General features: G+C 41.1%; 17 protein-coding genes. 12 read left to right on the top strand and 5 right to left on the bottom strand.

Going from position 1 to position 19,456, the window contains the following annotated elements; translation table 11 throughout:
* Positions 1-13 precede the first annotated feature (13 nt).
* Both NYE35_RS15910 and NYE35_RS15915 read left to right on the top strand, forming a co-directional pair.
* A complete protein-coding gene (locus NYE35_RS15910; protein ID WP_341121613.1) occupies positions 14-922 on the top strand; it encodes an ABC transporter substrate-binding protein in 909 nt (302 codons plus the stop codon).
* A gap of 68 nt (positions 923-990) precedes the next feature.
* Entirely contained in the window at positions 991-1,584 is a 594-nt protein-coding gene (locus tag NYE35_RS15915; protein WP_076105700.1) for a chloramphenicol phosphotransferase CPT family protein, read from the top strand.
* Between the two features lie 254 nt (positions 1,585-1,838).
* Here the strand turns inward: NYE35_RS15915 and NYE35_RS15920 are convergent, their stop codons facing one another.
* Positions 1,839-2,921: a GntR family transcriptional regulator gene (locus NYE35_RS15920; protein ID WP_076144120.1), complete on the bottom strand. Its 1,083-nt coding sequence runs from the start codon at positions 2,919-2,921 to the stop codon at positions 1,839-1,841.
* A gap of 220 nt (positions 2,922-3,141) precedes the next feature.
* Between NYE35_RS15920 and NYE35_RS15925 the strand changes: the two genes are divergently transcribed.
* The 3 genes from NYE35_RS15925 to araA are packed head-to-tail and all read left to right on the top strand — an operon-like array spanning position 3,142 to position 7,005.
* A complete protein-coding gene (locus tag NYE35_RS15925) occupies positions 3,142-4,836 on the top strand; it encodes a xylulokinase (protein ID WP_445321956.1) in 1,695 nt (564 codons plus the stop codon).
* A 16-nt stretch (positions 4,837-4,852) separates the two neighbouring features.
* Positions 4,853-5,548 carry an L-ribulose-5-phosphate 4-epimerase gene (locus NYE35_RS15930; RefSeq protein WP_036677359.1) on the top strand — a complete coding sequence of 232 codons (696 nt, stop codon included), beginning with the start codon at positions 4,853-4,855 and terminating at the stop codon, positions 5,546-5,548.
* 32 nt (positions 5,549-5,580) lie between these two features.
* Entirely contained in the window at positions 5,581-7,005 is a 1,425-nt protein-coding gene (gene araA, locus NYE35_RS15935; protein WP_341121617.1) for an L-arabinose isomerase, read from the top strand.
* A gap of 83 nt (positions 7,006-7,088) precedes the next feature.
* On the opposite strand, the gene NYE35_RS15940 is transcribed toward araA, so the two are convergent.
* Together NYE35_RS15940 and NYE35_RS15945 are read right to left on the bottom strand one after the other, a co-directional pair.
* The gene (locus NYE35_RS15940) at positions 7,089-8,231 is read right to left on the bottom strand and encodes a glycosyl hydrolase family 8 (RefSeq protein ID WP_038571057.1); all 1,143 of its coding nucleotides are present in this window, start codon (positions 8,229-8,231) and stop codon (positions 7,089-7,091) included.
* A 49-nt stretch (positions 8,232-8,280) separates the two neighbouring features.
* Positions 8,281-9,255 (bottom strand): glycoside hydrolase family 43 protein, encoded by a 975-nt coding sequence (locus NYE35_RS15945; RefSeq protein ID WP_341121619.1) that lies wholly within the window; start codon positions 9,253-9,255, stop codon positions 8,281-8,283.
* Between the two features lie 326 nt (positions 9,256-9,581).
* On the opposite strand from NYE35_RS15945, the gene NYE35_RS15950 reads away from it, so the two are divergent.
* Positions 9,582-10,481 (top strand): glycerophosphodiester phosphodiesterase, encoded by a 900-nt coding sequence (locus NYE35_RS15950; RefSeq protein ID WP_341121621.1) that lies wholly within the window; start codon positions 9,582-9,584, stop codon positions 10,479-10,481.
* A gap of 123 nt (positions 10,482-10,604) precedes the next feature.
* Here NYE35_RS15950 and NYE35_RS15955 read toward each other — a convergent pair whose 3' ends face one another.
* The gene (locus NYE35_RS15955; protein ID WP_076105706.1) at positions 10,605-11,093 is read right to left on the bottom strand and encodes a nucleoside deaminase; all 489 of its coding nucleotides are present in this window, start codon (positions 11,091-11,093) and stop codon (positions 10,605-10,607) included.
* A 151-nt stretch (positions 11,094-11,244) separates the two neighbouring features.
* Between NYE35_RS15955 and NYE35_RS15960 the strand changes: the two genes are divergently transcribed.
* The 5 genes from NYE35_RS15960 (at position 11,245) to NYE35_RS15980 (ending at position 15,027) form a co-directional block, all read left to right on the top strand.
* Positions 11,245-11,694, top strand: coding sequence for an OsmC family protein (locus NYE35_RS15960; RefSeq protein WP_038571065.1), 450 nt, complete (start codon positions 11,245-11,247; stop codon positions 11,692-11,694).
* Between the two features lie 37 nt (positions 11,695-11,731).
* Entirely contained in the window at positions 11,732-12,094 is a 363-nt protein-coding gene (locus NYE35_RS15965; RefSeq protein WP_076099232.1) for a hypothetical protein, read from the top strand.
* The gene (locus tag NYE35_RS15970; RefSeq protein WP_339810342.1) at positions 12,075-13,022 is read left to right on the top strand and encodes an LLM class flavin-dependent oxidoreductase; all 948 of its coding nucleotides are present in this window, start codon (positions 12,075-12,077) and stop codon (positions 13,020-13,022) included. The genes NYE35_RS15965 and NYE35_RS15970 overlap by 20 nt, the downstream gene beginning before the upstream one ends.
* Before the next feature lie 18 nt (positions 13,023-13,040).
* Positions 13,041-14,066, top strand: coding sequence for an AraC family transcriptional regulator (locus NYE35_RS15975; RefSeq protein WP_341121623.1), 1,026 nt, complete (start codon positions 13,041-13,043; stop codon positions 14,064-14,066).
* A 166-nt stretch (positions 14,067-14,232) separates the two neighbouring features.
* Positions 14,233-15,027 (top strand): SDR family NAD(P)-dependent oxidoreductase, encoded by a 795-nt coding sequence (locus tag NYE35_RS15980; RefSeq protein ID WP_076105710.1) that lies wholly within the window; start codon positions 14,233-14,235, stop codon positions 15,025-15,027.
* Positions 15,028-15,072: 45 nt separating this feature from the next.
* Here NYE35_RS15980 and NYE35_RS15985 read toward each other — a convergent pair whose 3' ends face one another.
* Entirely contained in the window at positions 15,073-18,135 is a 3,063-nt protein-coding gene (locus tag NYE35_RS15985; RefSeq protein WP_341121625.1) for an ATP-binding response regulator, read from the bottom strand.
* Between the two features lie 781 nt (positions 18,136-18,916).
* On the opposite strand from NYE35_RS15985, the gene NYE35_RS15990 reads away from it, so the two are divergent.
* Positions 18,917-19,264 carry a VOC family protein gene (locus NYE35_RS15990; protein WP_036677331.1) on the top strand — a complete coding sequence of 116 codons (348 nt, stop codon included), beginning with the start codon at positions 18,917-18,919 and terminating at the stop codon, positions 19,262-19,264.
* Positions 19,265-19,456: the final 192 nt, after the last annotated feature.

The raw sequence follows: 19,456 nt of genomic DNA on the forward strand, positions 1-19,456 counted from the left end.
AGGGTTGGAAAAAATGTTCAGTTTAAAACGGATCTCTTTTGCCGGAATCGCCTTAATCATGATGGTGATGCTGTACGGGTGTGGGAATTCAGGTCAGGAGGCTAAAGTAGATGTTGAATTACCGGTGAATCCGGTTAGAATTGCCGATGTATCCGGCTCAACGGAAGAACTTCTGGTGCTTGGATATAAACCTGTTATTACTGGGAATACAGATATGGCTAATTCATTAGAAATCACTCCTATTCTCAAAAAAGAACTGCCTGATGTAACTCCCGCTGGATGGTTTCAGACGGAAGTCAACTTAGAAGCGATCATTGCAGCAAGCCCTGATTTGATACTGGCAGGACCTACCCAAGAAAAAATCTATGATCAACTAAATATGATTGCTCCAACAGTGAGGGTGCCTTATGGCTTTAACGCTTTTAGAGAGCGATTTGCATTTGTTGCGGAGGTGCTTGATAAGAAAGCGGAAATGGAAGCGTGGTTGAAGGTCTATGATCAACGTGCTCTAATACTACATGATCAAATCACTGAGATAACCAAGGAAGAGACGTTTGCGGTAATCGAAGCTACAGAGAAAGAAATACGCATCTATTCCCGCACAGGTATTGCGGATATGATTTTTAATGATCTAGGATTACCCATCGCGCCAGGTACACCGGAGCCAGATCCATGGGGAGGGAAAGTGACAAGTCTAGAAGCACTGTCCACCTTTAATCCAGACCATATCATTTTATTATCCGATAATGACCAGAATGTTCTTGACCAAAGCAAGGTCTGGAGCAATCTGAAAGCTGTAAAATCGAATAATATATATCGTATGACAAGCAGACAAAATTATAATGAGGCTTTCTTTGCTTTAGGAAAAGAAGCATTGTTGGAGCAAATAGCCGAACAAATCAAGGAACATATCAAACAGTAAAGGATAATTTAATCTTTTCTCGAATAATCTCTGAGTTGCAATGATTATTATTTGAAGGGATGATTAAATTGAAGCAAGGGATATTAGTTTTTCTAAATGGAACTTCAAGTTCCGGAAAGACCTCCATATCGACTGAACTGATAAAACAGAAAGAGATTCCTTTTTATCATTTATCAATTGATGATTTTTTTAATAATTACAATGATTTTATTAATAATAAATTTCCAGATGAACCTACAAGAGAAATAGATCATCAAGTCGTTTCCCAAATATTGGATGATTCCATATTCTCAGTGTACCATTCGACAATTAAATTGTTATCAGAATTTGGTTTTAATGTAATAGTAGATACCGTAATCGACAACGATAAGAGGTTTAATGTGTTTCTTGAGCAATTTTTCGATCACCCTACGTTATTTATAGGTGTAATATGCTCGAAAGAAGAACTCATAAGAAGAGAGCAAACAAGAGGAGATAGAAAGATTGGACTAGCAGCTTCACAGTTTAGCAAAGTATATTGCTTTGATGAATATGACCTCGAAGTAAATACGGAAGAGATGAATTCATTAGAATGTGCTGAAAAGATATTAAGTTTTATTAAGTCCAATAAGGAATACTCGGTATTTAAGAAATTAAGTAAAAGAAATGTTAGTGTTTCCTAGATGGTGTATCCAGATAACACCATATTCAAGCCTTGGGGCTATCACCCCTCGGGCTGCCGAGGGATTTCGGATAAATACGGGATAAATCCCGGCAATCTTGTGAAACAGTTTGCTTCTTCTGTACTGTTGACTTCAAAACAAGAATCGAACCTTTAAAGAATACTAAGATAACAGTTGCAAATAACCCACCAGTCACAACTGGTGGGTTATTACATTTACATATGAAGATAAACACAAATCCCTCAGAATTTATTCTATCTCTCGACTACTGTTTCTCCTTCAATTAACACAGGTTGATAATAAGTGTTGTTGGGAAGATCCTTTTTTCCTTGTAATTTTTTAATGACCCAATCCGCTGCATCACGGCCCATAGTTTCTTGGGGATGCGTCAAAGTGGTCAGTTTGATGTTCGCATTTTGGGCAATATAGGAGTTGTCCTGGCCAATAATTGATAAATCCTCTGGTATAGAAATTTCCAGCTGTCTGCAAGCATTGACTACTTCCAAACCAACCTCGTCGTTGTAGCAGACAATCGCAGAGAGGGTATCTCTATTTTTATTTAGGAAATCCTTCAGGTTTGTAGCTAAGGTTTGTTTGGTCTCGGTATTGAACGAAAATATTTGCTCTGGATAAAACCGCAATTTAGCTTCTTCGAGGGCTTTGATATAACCCTTCATTCGATATTTGCCTTGTAAATCATCCATTTTTGCGATAAGTCCAATTTGAGAGTGACCTTTGGAGATCAATTCTTTTGTTGCCAGATAACTGGACTGCACATCGTCAAGACAAAGGAAGGGTAGCTCTATTTCCTCATAAAAAGCATTGATCATAATGAGTGGAATATCCTGCTCCTTAAATGACAGATAATAAGCAATATTGGGATTATACAGATTACTTTTTGTAGGTTCAATAATTAAACCATCTACGCCGTAGGACAACATCATTTCGAGAGCTTTTTTTTCTTGCGCAACATCGTTATTGGTACTAGCCAATAATAGTGAATAGTTATCCTCATTCATTCGGCTTTCAATCCCCCGGATAATAGAAGGGAAGATGTAGTCAGAGATATACGTCGTAATTACACCGATCGTCTTCTTATGTGAACTCCCGCCGGTCTTTGTGCGATATTGGTTGCTGACATACGTGCCAGAACCTTTTTCGCTGCGGAGGAATCCTTCGTTGGATAGCTCTAAAATGGCTTTTCTAACAGTCTGTCTGCTAACCTCGTACAAGGACTGCAAGGCAGACTCCGTAGGAATTTGTTCGCCTACATTGTAATCTCCTGAAAGGATCTTGCTTTTTATATCCTCTATAATCACTTGATACTTTGGTTTCATGTAATTCCTCTTTCCATACTTGTTCGCTTTTTGATTCGTTCATTTCGTTAAGTTGTATGTACAAATTATAGCATGACTACGAATTAAATATAAAGGGGCTCTTTTTTTATGAAAAAATGTAAATATTTCGTACCTTTAGATCATCATAAACATACTAAGTACGGAGTTAAATTATTATCATCTCCATATTTGTATGTATATATAACTATTTTATTGACAAATGTACGTACAAAAATTTATACTAAAGCTGTTAATTAAGAAAGCGAATTCTTTTATATTAAAAAGCGCTGTCAGAGAGGTGACCAACGTGATATCGAATCGATTAAGCATCGAAGAAGCAATCAATAAGGGAGAAACTTCGCTAGGGATTGAATTTGGATCCACGCGTATTAAAGCAGTACTTATTGATCATAGTTTTCAAACGATCGCTTCTGGAAGTTATGAATGGGAAAATCAATTGAAAGACGGCTTTTGGACGTACAGCCTAGAAGATATTATCAAAGGTCTACAAGATGCTTATCGTGAGATGAAGCAAGAAGTTCAACAAAATTACGGAATCACCCTCCAAACCGTTGGTTCAATCGGGTTTTCTGCAATGATGCATGGATATATGACTTTTGACGAACAGGATCAATTGCTCGTTCCGTTCCGGACTTGGCGTAATGCAACAACTGGTAAGGCAGCCAAAGAATTGACGGATGTATTTAAATTCAATATCCCGGAACGTTGGAGTATTGCTCATCTTTATCAGGCGATCTTAAACAAAGAAGAACATGTGCCGGAGATTCGTTTTGTTACGACGTTAGCAGGATACATTCATTGGTTATTGACCGGCAACAAAGCACTTGGTGTTGGGGATGCTTCAGGTATGTTCCCAATTGATGAATCCATAGGGAATTATAATGAATCCATGATACAACAGTTTGATGAGCTTATTGCTGGCAAAGGTTATTCGCTGAAGACCAGCGATCTTCTTCCTAAGGTGTATGTTGCCGGTGAGCAAGCGGGTCTATTAACCGAAGCAGGAGCCAAAATTCTGGATCCATCATTGCAATTACAAGCTGGGATTCCGCTTAGCCCTCCAGAAGGGGATGCGGGAACCGGTATGGTTGCTACCAATAGTGTAAGAAAACGTACCGGGAATGTCTCCGTAGGAACCTCTGTTTTTGCCATGATCGTATTGGAAAAAGAGCTTTCCAAGGTTTATCCGGAAATTGATATGGTGACTACGCCAGACGGAAGTCCGGTAGGTATGGTTCATGCTAATAACTGTTCAAGTGACCTTAACGCCTGGCTCGGATTATTCCGTGAGTTCTATGAAGCGATGGGGCAAAAGGTAGAAGCTGATAAATTGTACAGCGTACTGCTGAATAAGGCTTTGGAAGCAGACGCAGATGCGGGTGGATTGCTCAGTTACGGTTATTTCTCGGGTGAGAACATTACGGGGTTAGAAGAAGGCCGTCCGCTATTTGTACGTTCGCCTGAGAGCAAATTTAATCTGGCTAACTTTATGCGTGCACATTTGTTCAGCGCCTTTGGTGCTTTGAAAATTGGAATGGACATTTTAACGAAAGAAGAGAATGTAGCCATAGATAGTATTTTAGGACACGGCGGTATATTTAAGACTCCGGTTGTTGGCCAAAAAATGATGGCAGCTTCACTGAATGTTCCTGTTTCCGTAATGTCGACTGCTGGAGAAGGCGGCGCATGGGGAATGGCTATTCTTGCCTCATACATGATGAACAAAAATCAGGAAGAAAGCTTGGAGGACTTCCTCGATCAAAAAGTGTTCAAAGATGTAAAGGGAGAAGAAATTCATCCCGATGCAACCGACATTAAAGGCTTTGAAACCTTTATCGAACGTTATAAAAAAGGTTTGGCGATTGAGCAATCCGCTGTTGATAATTTAGTCTGAAAATGGAGGGACTAAGATGTTAGAACAACTTAAAGAAGAGGTTTTTCAAGCCAATCTGGAATTGCCGAAACATGGACTTATCAAGTATACATGGGGAAATGTGAGTGCAATTGATCGCGAAAGTGGATTATTCGTAATCAAACCTAGTGGTGTAGATTATGAAACAATGAAAGCCAGCGATATGGTAGTTGTTGATCTGGATGGCAATGTGGTTGAAGGGGAGATGAGACCTTCCTCCGATACACCTACTCACGCAGTACTTTATAAACATTACTCCGAAATTGGCGGAATCGTGCATACACATTCCACTTGGGCAACTATTTGGGCACAAGCAGGACTTGACGTTCCTGTAATGGGAACTACGCACGCTGATACATTCTATGGCTCCATTCCTTGTGCGCGTTTCTTGACGCAAGAGGAAATCGATCGGGGTTACGAAGCGGAAACAGGTAATGTAATCATCGAAACCTTTGAACAACGCGGGATAGATATTATGGCGGTTCCCGGTGTTTTGCTTAAAGGCCACGGACCCTTTACTTGGGGGAAAAATGCAAAATCCGCTGTAATGAACAGCGTAGTGTTGGATGAAGTATCAAAAATGAATTTATTTGCTAGAGAGTTGAACCATTTTGCGGAAGAATTGCCACAACGTATTCTAGATAAACATTACTTGCGCAAACATGGGAAAGACGCTTATTACGGTCAAAAATAATCAAACTACAAAATGATGAAAAGAGGATGAATATGTCAACAGCAGTAGCAAAAGAATTTTGGTTTGTCGTAGGTTCGCAACATCTTTATGGGGAAGAAGCATTGGCTGAAGTTAAAGCGCACGCACAAACGATGACAGATGCTTTGAATAAAAGCGGAGTTTTGCCTTACCCACTAGTATTGCAGGATTTAGCTGTCAGCGCAGATAAAATCACCAACATTATGAAAGAAGTTAACTATCGTGACGAAGTTGCCGGTGTCATCACTTGGATGCATACTTTCTCACCTGCAAAAATGTGGATCCGCGGAACAAAAATGCTGCAAAAACCTTTGCTTCATCTAGCTACGCAATATAATGAAAGTATTCCATGGGCAACAATTGATATGGACTTCATGAATCTAAACCAAGCAGCTCATGGTGACCGTGAATATGGTTTTATTAACGCCCGTTTGAACAAACAAAACAAAGTGGTTGTAGGCTATTGGGAACGCCCTGAAGTTCAAAAGCAAATTGCAGAATGGATGGACGTAGCTGTTGCTTATAACGAAAGCTTCAATATCAAAGTTGCTCGTTTTGGTGACAACATGCGTAACGTTGGTGTAACTGAAGGAGATAAAGTTGAAGCCCAAATTCAATTTGGCTGGACGGTTGACTACTTTGGTATTGGTGACCTGGTTCAAGTCATTAATGAAGTTAAAGAAGAAGAAATCGATGGTTTGTTTGCTGAATATGCAGAGCTGTATGAATTCGACTATGGCACTAACAGCAAAGAAGCATGGGAAGCTAGCGTAAGAGTTCAAGCAAGCTATGAAATTGCTATCAAACGTTTCCTTGATCAAGGTGGCTACAATGCCTTCACCTCAAACTTCGAAGATTTACATGGAATGAAACAACTTCCAGGACTTGCTGTTCAACGTTTGATGGCACAAGGATATGGTTTTGCTGGAGAGGGAGACTGGAAGACTGCAGCTCTCGACCGCTTGCTTAAAGTGATGAGCCATAACCAATCCACGGGCTTTATGGAAGACTACACTTATGAATTGACGGTTGGACAAGAATCTATTCTTCAATCCCATATGCTTGAAGTAGATCCTACTTTGGCAAGCAACAAACCAAAAATCATCGTGTCTCCACTAGGTATTGGTGGTAAAGACGATCCAGCCCGTTTAGTATTTGACGGTAAAGCAGGAGACGGTGTAGTGGTTTCCATGGCTGACTTCGGTACGCATTACAAACTTTTGATCAACGAAGTGACTGCTTTTGAACCAACTGTTCCAGCTCCAAACCTACCAGTAGCTCGTGTGCTTTGGAATGTTAAACCAAACTTCCAAGACGGGGTAAAAGCTTGGATCGAAAATGGTGGCGGTCACCACACCGTTGTTTCTTTAACTCTTACATCAGACCAAATTATTGCTTACGCAAAACTTGTTAACTTGGAATATGTAGTAATTAAATAATAGCAAAGCTTTATTACGATTAATAGGACTCCATTCCTCGACCTTTTCGAGGAATGGAGTCCTATTGTTTTGTTCGATATACTTCAATAAATGCGATAGTTTCCACTTAGGGCTAGTAAACTAAAGAAGTACAGACAGTTATCATAATAACGACGTTGTCCAGTTCGCAAAGGTGTATCCCAAAACAAACGGACAAAATGCTCTGCCTCCGGGCCATCCGAAGCAAGCGAAGCCATGGCATTGGTCGCCAAAAGGCCTACTGGATGCAGCGCCGGTTCGTCGAATGCCTGTCCCTCAATGGTGTACCGCCGGTAATTGGAAACTTCGATATTCCTAAAAAAAGCTTGAATTCGGTTACATTGATTGACCTGCCAGCTGTCCTTTTGGAACCATACCCAGTCCAGACCGATATTAGCCGCAACCCGGTAAGCATCACTGAAAAAATGGCTGAAATCACCATGAGGCTGGGGTTCTGCCGGGGTGCCGTTAAAATTGGCATATTCGGGAGCGAGACCAGTTATAGGATGGCATGTAGTGTGTAGATATGTGCGGCTGGCTTCCGCCGCTTCTCGCCAAAATATATGGTCACCTTCATCAGCCCACAAAGCGAACAAATCATAGAAATGGGGGAGATGGTAAGATGGATCACTGAAGGTGGATTCCGGTACGAATTTAATCAGTTTCGTTTCCGCGTCCCACATTGAGTCACCAGCGCCTGTTTCAGTTTTATGTACACAAGCACGCAATATTATTCGAGCCTGCTCGGAATAATTATAAGGTGCCGGACCGTTCCCCCAACGTTTTGAGGCAAAAAACAAAGCCATGGCGAAAAACTCTTCCCCGTCCGGTGCGGGTCCTGGTGAAATTCTTGTACCGTCAGGCTTGCAGTGCCAAGCAAAGTAATCGGCATAACGGCCTTCTTTGTGCTGCATAAACGTCTTAGAGAAGTTCCATAAACGATCAAACTCATCTTTTTTATTCATTTGAACAGCCATCATCATCCCGTAGGACATTCCTTCAGACCTAACATCCAGATTACCTGTATCCAGAATATAGCTTTTATCCTCGTCCAGCGGATAGTAGATTCGTACGTTCGGATCTCCGTAAAACAAATCACTCCAAGTTTCTTCGAGTTTAGCGTTGATTTCATCTTCAGAAAAGCCAAACTCCTTAAATAAATTGCGATATTTCCCCGTATAAAAAGCACCTTGTTGTGTCATTGGCATGATATTTCCCCTCCTGTGCACTCCAGCATGCACTCCATTTCAATAAAAACTAAGGATGGATGGTTTGAATGGTGCCATCATCGTTGTATTTCAGCTCCGTATATTTTACAGATCGCTTGTTGTCAGCACCACCAGATAAAGAACTATCATGATAAAATAAATACCACTTCTCTTTAAACTGAACAATAGAATGGTGTGTTGTCCAGCCCAGGACGGGTGTAAGTATTTTTCCTTGATATACAAAAGGCCCAAGCGGATCTTTACTGATAGCGTATACAATATTATGGGTAGTACCCGTGGAATAAGAAAGATAATAATAACCGTTATATTTATGAACCCATGGACCTTCAAAATATCTTCTCTCTTCATCTCCAGCAAGAATCGGATTTCCGTTCGTATCGATGATGGATATTTCTCTAGGCTCACCTTCAAAGCTCAGCATGTCCTCGCTCAGCTCCGCTACGATAGGTCCAAGAGCTGGTGCCGTTTCAGCCGGTCCCTCGGCATTCGCAACAAATGAGCCGGTTTGCCATTTTTCAAGTTGACCGCCCCAAAGACCCCCAAAGTATATATATGATTTGCTATCATTATCAACGAAAACAGCGGGATCAATGCTATAACTGCCAGGAATGTAGCTTGGTTCAGGTGTAAAGGGTCCGGAAGGTGAAGCTGAGGTGGCAACCCCGATTCGGAAAATATCGTCATGGTCTCGGGCTGGGAAAAACAAATAGTAGGTATTGTTTTTGTATGCTGCATCCGGAGCCCACATTTGCTTTTTAGCCCATGGAACATCCTTCACATGAAGTACTTCACCGTGGTCGATACAAGGGGAGCCATCTCCATCAATAGACAGAACATGGTAATCCTCCATATTATATTGGTCACCGTTGTCATTAGAGATCATATCGTGATCCAGGTCATGAGAGGGATAAATATAAATCTTGCCTTCAAATACATGAGCAGAAGGATCCGCAGTATAAATATGAGTTACGAGAGGTTCATTGGGTTGCACTGGCTTTGTCAAGTCATTTCCTCCTATAAAGTTAATCGCTTACAAAGTTAATGGTATAAGAACTTTAGGACTCTGTATATATAGCAACTATAGTTTATACCCCACAAAGTTTAGATGTTGCTTCTTGACCTTGCAGACCCTTTCTCATTTATGCTGCCTCGCAATATTTTCTCTAGATAATCTGGTACAATAGAAATCTCCAAACTTTGACCTTACAAATACATTGAGGTGGGATTAACATAAGGGAATATAAATCATAATTTTACACAAGAATGAATGTTAGAGCGAAAGTCACCAAGTATTCCACATTATATTTTTTAAAAGATGAGGTCAGCTTAATGCAAAAAATTCAAAATTCTAGAATCTACTTTATAGGTATACATGTGCTTTTGTTAATCTTATTGTTCACCTCTTTGTATGCTTATTCCCCCTGGATTCGCATTAAAGTAAAGGAAATTATCATGCCTGCGGATAAAGTATATACAATCGCTCACCGTGGTGCTTCAGGATATGCTCCTGAGAATACAATACCTGCATTCGAACTAGCTATTGATATGAAGACCGATTATATCGAGTTAGACATTCAGTTAACAAAAGATCATGTTCCTGTTGTTATTCATGATGGGACCGTAAATCGCACCACGAATGCTAAAGGGTATGTAAAGGATTTTACTTTAGAGCAGATCTCAAAATTAGACGCGGGATCATGGTTTAATGAACAATATCCCATGTTCGCTAGAGATAAATATGTAGATTTACGTATTCCGACACTAAAAGAGGTATTTGAAAGGTTCGGAAAAGAAGTGGACTATATGATTGAGATTAAAGATCCCACGTCGAATTCGAACATCGAGGCATTGTTAAATGAAGAAATCTTAAATTATGATCTGTCGGCTCATGTTGCTATACATTCATTTAGTGAAGCGAGTTTACGTAGATTCCATTCCATAAATCCAGCAGTCCCTCTTTATCAAATTGTATGGTATGATTTTCCTGTTTATGAAATATCAGAATCCTATGTGAATAGATTAAAAACTTATGCGGTAGGCATAAGTCCTAACTTTCAAAAAATAAATGCGGCATATGTCGCGCAGGCAAAAAATTCAGGGCTAAAGGTGTTTCCATATACTGTGAATTATCAAGTGAATATGGATAAAGCCGTAATTTGGGGTGTAGATGGTGTACATACAAATTTCCCTGACCGCTTTAGCGAAGTAATTAAGAATAATAAAAGGTAAAGGGATGTGAAATCACCCTTTTCTGGACATAAATAAAGCTGTCGAGACTTTCTCGACAGCCGAAGAACCTTTATCCGAAGGTTCTTTTTTTACGGAAAAATAAAATATTTTTGATTCTTCGTATTACTGAAGAAGTCTTTTCTCGTGAAATTGTAGATGAAGCTCCCGTACTTGTTCTGCAAGATCCGGTACAGGGCCATCTACGAACGCATCGTGAATAACCTCTTGAATCCTTAAATTACGGACGGGTGATGCTGCAATTCCCATATCATTTAACCACGCCGATAATTGCTTCGAGGAACTGGCATATACAATTCGTCCTAAACGAACCCAACCGTGTGCCGCTGCACACATAGGGCAATGTTCTCCGGAGGTATACACTGTTGCCTGCTTACGTTCTTCCAGTGTCATATTCTGAGCTGCCCAGCGGGCTAAAGCGAATTCGGGATGCTGAGTATGGTCACCGCTACCTACATGGTTGCGGTCTTCCGCCAGCACTTCTCCACTTGCTGATACAAGGACTGAACCAAAGGGTTCGTCCCCAGCTTCTAGTGCAATTCGGGCAAGTTCAATACAACGCTTGAGATGTTTTATATCCGTGTCGTTTATCATGATGGTAGAACCTCCTGGATTTTAATTTATAGATAAGTTTCATGAATAGTAGGCCTGAGCCTGTTTGTTCACCACATTCTTCTATGTTAGCATGTAAAGTATTCGATGAAAAATATATCATGCAATATCAAGCTAGGGAGGATATATAAAAATGAAACACCCATTTATATTGAACGCCGTATGGAACGGTGGCCGTAACAGTGACGGAACTATTGAAGCTGGACAGCTTAAGACTCAAATTTCCATTCCGAAAGAAATGGGAGGACCCGGAGTAGGAACGAATCCGGATGAGATGCTTTTGGGAGCAGCAGCAACCTGTTATCTCATTACACTTGCAGCAATGCTGGAGCGGGCAGGGCTGACGACTTCAGAGCTGACGTTAACCTCAGAGGCGACGGTCGATGTAACGAATAACATTTTTACATATGAAGCCATCAAACATTCACCCCTAATCACCCTTACCAAAGATGCGTCACAGGACGATATTGATAAAACCATCCGTATTGCCCATAAAGCAGAAGGCTCCTGCATGATCTCCAGAGCTGTTGCAGGAAATGTAGAAATCACGACAGAGCCAACGGTGCTGACTGCAAGCCTATAAAATTGAGTTCTAGGTAATCAGAGAGGAGACGTTAACTTTGAATGTTGAGTTATATAAGGATTTGATCAAGGATGATCGCGGAAATTATTACGTAGCTGTACAAAAAGAGGGCAATGAGCTGACTTTGGTAAACGCAATGCTAGAGCGGTCTTACCAAGAGCTGTGGGAGTTTAATGAAGCTTTCAAAAAGAAGTACGCGGAATACGAGCATCAGTTCATCGGCAAAATGATTATGGATAAGCTGCGGCACGATGTTGTTTTTGCCTCCAAAGAAGACGGCCATGGCCAAATGTATGATCTGGCCGCGGTTGCAGTTGATTACAAGCTTATTTTTATCGATATGATCGAATTTTACCGAAACCCTCGAGTAGGACTTAATCATGACAAGAACATCCATTAAGCTTAGTGTATTAGATCTCGTACCTGTTTTTAATACGGTGGATGCTAGTACCGCATTGGGACAAGCAGTGAAGCTGGCTCAGACAGCAGAAAGACTGGGATATTCTCGTTATTGGGTTGCTGAACATCATGATATGCCGGGATTAGCATGTACCTCTACGGAGGTGCTTTTATCGCATATTGGAGCGAAAACAACACACATTCGCCTTGGCTCAGGCGCTTTATTGCTGCCACATTATAAGCCGCTAAAGGTGGTGGAAGCATTTCATTTGCTGGCCAGTTTGTACCCGGGACGTATCGACCTTGGATTAGGCAGAGCTCCCGGCGGTACTGCTGAAGTAAGTTTAGCACTGAGTGGCAATTTTCTCGAAAATGTTTGGAAAATGCCAGAACTGCTTAAAGGAGTCACTGAATTATTGCAGGGTAACTATTCCTATGAAGGACGTTCAATAACCGCCCGTCCGGTCCCACCCGTATCTCCAGAGCTATGGCTGCTGGGTACAAACAAGAAAAGCGCGGCATATGCTGCCGAGTTTGGAGCAGGTTATGTGTTCGGCCAGTTCATGAGCGATGTAGCAGGGGAGGAGGTTTTGCAAGCTTACCGTGAAACATTTACTCCTTCTTCACTTTCTCCTGAACCGCAGGCCATGGTTGCTGTTGGCGTCATTTGCGCCGAGACAGAGGAAGAGGCAGAGCGATTGGCCTCATCTGGTACGACATTATTCCAACAAGAAGGTTCTGCCGAAGCGAAGTCTGAGCCCTTGGAACGTAAGCTGCTGGTAGGTACTCCGGAAAGTGTTAAAGGTAAGTTGGAACGGTTATCTCTTTTGTATGGAGTTAATGAATTCATTATCGTTACCATGATTCCAGATTATGAGAAACGATTGCATTCGTTCGAACTGCTTGCCCAAGCGTGCTGGAGTTCTTAATAAAGGAGGTCCATATGTATGAAGTCTCATACCTCTGATCAAATTAAAATCCCACCAGGATTTTGGGCTGGATTAAGTCAATTAGGGATAACTGCACAAGATGTAGCCAGCAAAGCAAATCTTCCACTTAGCCAGATCACAGAGTCAGAAGTCACCACCGCCCAATATTTCGCAGTCTGGCAGGCATATTCCGATCTCATTGGAGATACTGCCGAAGGAATCATTAAGCTTGCAACCGTCTTTGAAACCACACAATATCCGCCGACGGTTTTAGCAACATACCATGCTAAGGACTATCGCGATGCTCTTAACCGAATGGTACGATACAAACAAATGTGCCCTCCTGAAAGCTTGCGTATTACCGAGGAAGGCGAGTTATGTACAATCGAATTGGAATGGCAGCATCCCGGGCATTCTGGTCCACCGCTGCTGCTCGGCCTCACTTTGGCATTTCTTCTAGAACTCGGACGGCGAGGCACAGGCCTACCTTTGACAGCACAGCTTGTCGAGTTTTCACAGCCTATAGGAAATGTAAAGATTCTTGAAGCTTATTTCGGCTGCCGAATTCAGATAGATGCTCAATATAATCGTTTGACGTTGCGTCGAAATGATTTGAATCATCCTTTTATCTCGTACAACGAAGAGTTACTGGAGATTCTGACTCCCGTTTTGGACCGGACGCTTGCTGAACAGAAGGGCACACGCTCTATAACCGAGAGGGTCAAATGGATCATGAAACGCAGCTTCAGCGGAGGACGCCCTGACATTCAAGCTGTTGCGAAGGTATTAAGTATGAGTGACCGTACCTTGCAACGCAGGCTTACTGAAGAAAACACAAGCTTTAAGCAATTGCTTACACAAGCTAGACATGAGCAAGCACGAGAGTATCTGGCAGATTCTTCGCTTGATATTAAAGAAGTGGCTTTCTTGATTGGATATGAAGACCAGAACTCGTTCTACCGTGCCTTTCGTCTTTGGGAAGGTGATACTCCTTCAAATTGGCGTAATGAACATTTAGGTTTAAACACGATACCCTCTTCATAAAGACAGTATTTTCAGAGTTTTATCATTGGCGTGTTAAACAAGAACTTTGGCACAATCCGCTAGTTACTGAACAACCCCGGTACGATAATATAATCCTAGCCGGCACACAGGACTGTTCTTAAAATGACAACTACTCAGCACGCCGGGATAAAAGGAGAAATGTAATATGGATATGGGATTAAATAATAAAACAGCTTTAATTACAGGATCAACAAAAGGTATTGGTAAAGCAATCGCCATTGAACTCGCTAAAGAAGGAGTTAATGTACTAATTAATGGACGGAATTATGATCAGGTAGAACAGACTGTAAATGAAATAAAGTCGAATTTCCCGGCTACCTCTCCACAAAATGCTACAGCGGATATTGTGGATATTGCGCAAAGAGAAGCCTTATTCGAAAAATACCCTAATATAGATGTTTTAGTTAATAATATGGGTATCTATGAAATTATGAAATATGAGGACGTTGACGACGAAATATTTGAAAAATACATCCGTACTAATGTCCTTGCTGCGAATGGATTAACAAAATTCTATTTACCTAAAATGTTACAAAAAGATTATGGCCGAATTCTCTTTATTGCTAGTGAAGAAGCCATTATGCCTTCAGGCCAAATGCCTCAATATGCAATGACCAAATCAATGTTATTATCATTGTCAAAAAGCTTATCTAAGTTAACGATAGGAACTGAAGTTACAGTCAATACGATCATGCCAGGACCAACACTATCTGAAAATGTGCATCAAATTATTGATGGGATATACTCCAATGAGGATATGACTTTTTCAGAAAAAGAAAGAAAATTCATGACTACAAATCTTCCTCAATCTGAAATACAACGATTTATTAAACCTTTTGAAATAGGCAGACTAGCAGCATTTGTATGCAGTCCTTATGCCTCTGCATTTAAAGGTTCTCCAATTCGCATGGATGGGGGAATGGTGCCGACTATTTTTTAAGCGTACTCTAAAAGGAAATAGATAACGATACAAAAAAGCCACTCCTTATGGAGCGGCTTTTTTGCTTGAAAAGTTATCACTGTCCTCTGGTACAACAAAGGATACCAAGGTGCCTTCTCCAGGCTTACTCTGGATCGAGAGACCTTGACCATATAATTGACTTAACCTCCGATGGGTGTTGGCCAGCCCGATGCCACCTTTGCCTTCCATCAATGGCTTCAGCAGTAAAGAGAGTGTTCCGGAATCCATGCCTTGCCCATCATCCTCCACTTCAATCTTTACAGCCTTGTGCAGACGGATAATACGTATTTGAACAGTTCCACCCTGTTGGCGCTTAAGTATACCGTGCTTAACAGCATTTTCTACCAACGGTTGGATGGATAGAGGAGGGATTAGGATATCAATATTCGGATCTATCTTCCAGACAACAGATATCCTTTCTGCAAATCGAGTCTGTTCAATATACAGATAAGATTCTACCAATTCCAGTTCATGGGAGAGGTTCACGAGCTCTCCGACATTTAAAAAGTCAAAACTGATTCTTAAGAAAGAAGTAAACGCACCAATGAGCTCCTGCATTTTTTTAGTATCCAAATCACTGAGTGCGGCAATAGAGTTTAACGTATTGAATAAAAAATGTGGTTGTATCTGTGCTTGTAGATATGCTGCTTCTATCCGCACCCGTTCATTGAAGGATAGCTTCATTGCAGTTAAAGCCCGAATACGATATTTAAGCTCCACTGCGTCCACAGGTTTTGTGACATAATCATTGGCACCGGACAAAAATCCAGTATAAATATCCTCAGGCTGACTACGGGCAGTAAGCAATAGAATTGGAAGCTCATATAAGGAGTAGCGAGTACGAACCTTCTGTGTTAATTCGTATCCCGACATCTGTGGCATCATAACATCGCCAATAAGTAAGTCCCAGTTCCTTTTATCCAACAATTCCAATGCTTCATGGGCTGAGTTCACGGTAGTTATGATATAAGGTTCGGTTTCAAGAATACCCTTTAGTACATTCAGATTGACAGGATCATCATCTACCACCAGAATATTTACCTTAATCTCTGTAAAAAGCGGTGGAATTTTTTCAGAGTGATTACTTGGCTGATGTTCGGAAATTCCCCACTCAGTCATCTGTCTATGAATCTCATCTGCCATATACGAAACTGTAGGTTCCGTCTGTCTTATTATCTGTTCGCTGTAAGAATCGGCAAGAGAGAGTGTGAAACTAAAAGTTGAACCTTTACCAAGCTCTGATTGAATGCGTAGGCTGCTTCCATGCAGTTCTACCAGCTGCCGGCATATGCTTAATCCCAGCCCAATTCCACGCCCGTCATTTATTCCGTGAGGGCCTTGCTCATAGGGTAGAAATATCCTTGCCATAGTCTCTTCAGTCATGCCCACTCCGGTATCTGTCACATAGATAAGAACCTGTCCGTCCTGTTCCTCAGCCTTAACAGCTACAAGTCCTGCTTCGGTGTATTTGAGCGCGTTGTGCACCAGATTTAATAAAACCTGCACCAGTCTTTTCTCGTCCGCAAGAACTGGCGGCATAGCTTCCGGGATATCCATAGATAGCTGTACTGGCTTACCTTCAATCATATATTGAAGCATACTAATCACACCGGGAACTACCGATTGAACCGAAATAGGTTCCTGTTGTAAAATAACACGATGCTCCTGAAGACGGACCACATCCAGTAGATCACCAAGCATATGAGACATACGGCGGCTGATTGTAATCAGCAGCTCCATATCTTGACGGCTACTTTCGTAAAGTCTGTCCTTTTCCTTTGTGACAATATTTTGCGCGATATTCATGATTCCGTGAAGCGGTGTGCGCAGCTCATGTGAGGTATTAGCCAGAAACTGGTCCTTAAGTTTGTCTGCTTTTTTCAGCTGCTCATTCAGTTCCATGTTCTCTTTAGCATTTTGAAAATACTTTTTAAACCAATAAGCTGAGAAGCCCACGATGGCTGCGATAATATCTAAAGGATAATAGACAATTGAATAGTGTCCGTTACTATCCCACAAATTCCATAACAAATTAGAAACGATCGCCGCACCTGATAACAGCAGAAAAACAACATCTTTATCATCTTGCTTTTTGAACAATAAGCGCCCTAAGCTATAGAGCAACCAAATGAAGGGAATATACTGGAATACTTGAATGATTCCCAAATGAATGGATGTGCTGACCCAATAAGCTGGGACGGTAAGTATAAAAACAGAATAAAGACCAAGACTCACTACGTATGCACGTAACCCCTTATTGATTTTGGCAACTGAGGTGAATTTTCTAAAAACAAGCAGAATAAAAAGATTTTGCCACAAAAAAGCAAGCAAACGGATCTTTAATGACCAGGTATAATTAATCGGCACTATTGCAAGAAGTAAGTTGTCATTACGGGCTAAAATGATAACAGCTACGGATAATGTCATTAACCCTACAAGAAACAAAGCACGTTCTTTAGGATTAAATAAATAAAGAATGCAGGCATAGAGCCCATGCAATAACAGGATGATTGCTGTTAACATTTGAAAACCTACGGTATAAAAGTATGTACGGTCAACTTTTTCCTGAGAACCAAAATAAACAGGCCCTCCAATCCCCCCCTTATAGGGTAGATCAAAGTTTGCTACACTAATAAACACATCAATTACTGTTGTGTTTTTTGTGAAATAGGATACTTTATATGAGGTGGTTTTGGGCACATAAGTATCGGCATCAAGAGATATTGTCCCATTATTGAGCAATAGGCTACCGTTAATTTCTACGCTGGATGCAGTATAGATTTGTTTGATCCACAATGCTACAGGCTGCTGAAGGGGTTCTACCAAAATTCGCAGACGATACGTACCAAAACCGTACGAAGAAGGGTCATCCGTTCCTATCGCGCGGCTCCAGTCTCCGGGAACTTGAAGCGGGAGGGAAGGTTCTGGTAAAGTTGAAATATCCTTGGACGTTACGAATTGCGAAGGATAGAAGCTCCATTCACCATCCAGCCTGAATAAGTTAGACTGCTCCAGATCCTGGCCGCGTAAATCCAGTACACCATTGTTAATCACAGGTACAGTGTTGGAAACCTTAAATATACTCAACCAAATGCAGCGTAGGCCAAAGAGAATGCTTATAAAAAGTAGAATGATAGCTAATTTGTTTAGAATAGTTTTATTTTTCATGAGAACATTATAGCAAATAATTCTAATCTAGAATCTAAAATGAAGATTATTTACATAAGAAGGAGAAGTAATGAGCAACGGACACTGCGTGGGGTTAGGAGGAATGATCCCCAAATGGAAGAAGCATGATGTAACTCCTTGAACACTTGAGTACTCGAATCCTCGAACACACAGATACTTCAATACTTGATTGGTGCTTTGCTGTTGGGCGTTTGTATTACTTGATGTGCGACTATGCTGTTTGTTTGACGTCTGTGATACCGGATGTGCGACTATGCTGCTTGTTATGCGTTTTGTATTCCCACACTCCCACGCTCTCTCTTCACCATGAGCGATCGGACTCAGTTGCAGCTATTTGGCTGAATTTTGTCTTTTAAGAAGTGTTTCGGACCCCAGAGGCGTTATTCGTTCCAAATATGCGCGATATGAGGGATTTTCGAGCCAATAGCGACTATAGAGTCCGATAGGTTCTCAAATGAGCCGAATTATGGCTAATAGCGACTCTGGAGTCCGATAGACTTCACTCATGCTTCTATTGTCATTTGTCTTAAGCTTGGCTTCTCGTTTATTGGTGAATATGATGTTGAATACCCCGTTGGCACTACCATTCGATGTAATGACTGGAGGTTAACGGTGGATTCTCCTTAATCCTAAAGGGTATATTATTAGATAATTTAATGCAGACAGGAGTGTAGATACGATGATTAAAGGTTTCGGAGGAATATTCTGGAGAACTAAGAATCTTGAAGCTACAAAAAAGTGGTACAGTGAGGTGTTGAAGCTTGACATAGAGAATTGGAATGGGACTGTGATAAAACCTCAAGTGGGAAATGAGACTATCTTTTCTTTCTTTACCGAGGATGATAGTTATTTTCCAACAGAACAACAAGTGATGTTAAATTTCCAAGTGCATGATCTAAACGAGACGATTAAGCATTTTGAACAGATTGGTGTACCTCTTGCAAAGAAAATAGAGATTAGTGAATTTGGAAAGTTTATTTGGATTGAAGACCCAGAAGGTCGACTGATCGAGCTTTGGGAGAAATAAGGAGTTGCACATCTTTGCTATTGAGCTAACAGGTGCGTTAGTTTAATAAAAACTCAGTTCAACATCTAACTGTAAATGAATTAGGGATTAAAGTTGAATTAACTCCTTGGGTAATACTTCTTCAAAGCTTTCAGCTCCTTGGAAGAATTCATTAGCTTCTATCACCTGAGGTGCGGCGCTTGCGTTGCATGC

The organism is Paenibacillus sp. FSL L8-0494 (assembly GCF_038003695.1).
Lineage (GTDB): Bacteria > Bacillota > Bacilli > Paenibacillales > Paenibacillaceae > Paenibacillus_AQ > Paenibacillus_AQ odorifer.

What these genes read in the sequence shown, in the direction of transcription:
- NYE35_RS15930 (WP_036677359.1), top strand. Translation starts at nt 4,853, where the DNA reads ATGTTAGAACAACTTAAAGAAGAGGTTTTTCAAGCCAATCTGGAATTG.
- NYE35_RS15975 (WP_341121623.1), top strand. Translation starts at nt 13,041, where the DNA reads ATGAAGTCTCATACCTCTGATCAAATTAAAATCCCACCAGGATTTTGG.
- NYE35_RS15920 (WP_076144120.1), bottom strand. Translation starts at nt 2,921, where the DNA reads ATGAAACCAAAGTATCAAGTGATTATAGAGGATATAAAAAGCAAGATC.
- NYE35_RS15970 (WP_339810342.1), top strand. Translation starts at nt 12,075, where the DNA reads ATGACAAGAACATCCATTAAGCTTAGTGTATTAGATCTCGTACCTGTT.
- NYE35_RS15940 (WP_038571057.1), bottom strand. Translation starts at nt 8,231, where the DNA reads ATGCCAATGACACAACAAGGTGCTTTTTATACGGGGAAATATCGCAAT.
- NYE35_RS15960 (WP_038571065.1), top strand. Translation starts at nt 11,245, where the DNA reads ATGAAACACCCATTTATATTGAACGCCGTATGGAACGGTGGCCGTAAC.
- NYE35_RS15925 (WP_445321956.1), top strand. Translation starts at nt 3,142, where the DNA reads ATGTACGTACAAAAATTTATACTAAAGCTGTTAATTAAGAAAGCGAAT.
- NYE35_RS15955 (WP_076105706.1), bottom strand. Translation starts at nt 11,093, where the DNA reads ATGATAAACGACACGGATATAAAACATCTCAAGCGTTGTATTGAACTT.
- NYE35_RS15910 (WP_341121613.1), top strand. Translation starts at nt 14, where the DNA reads ATGTTCAGTTTAAAACGGATCTCTTTTGCCGGAATCGCCTTAATCATG.
- NYE35_RS15950 (WP_341121621.1), top strand. Translation starts at nt 9,582, where the DNA reads ATGCAAAAAATTCAAAATTCTAGAATCTACTTTATAGGTATACATGTG.
- araA (WP_341121617.1), top strand. Translation starts at nt 5,581, where the DNA reads ATGTCAACAGCAGTAGCAAAAGAATTTTGGTTTGTCGTAGGTTCGCAA.
- NYE35_RS15990 (WP_036677331.1), top strand. Translation starts at nt 18,917, where the DNA reads ATGATTAAAGGTTTCGGAGGAATATTCTGGAGAACTAAGAATCTTGAA.
- NYE35_RS15980 (WP_076105710.1), top strand. Translation starts at nt 14,233, where the DNA reads ATGGATATGGGATTAAATAATAAAACAGCTTTAATTACAGGATCAACA.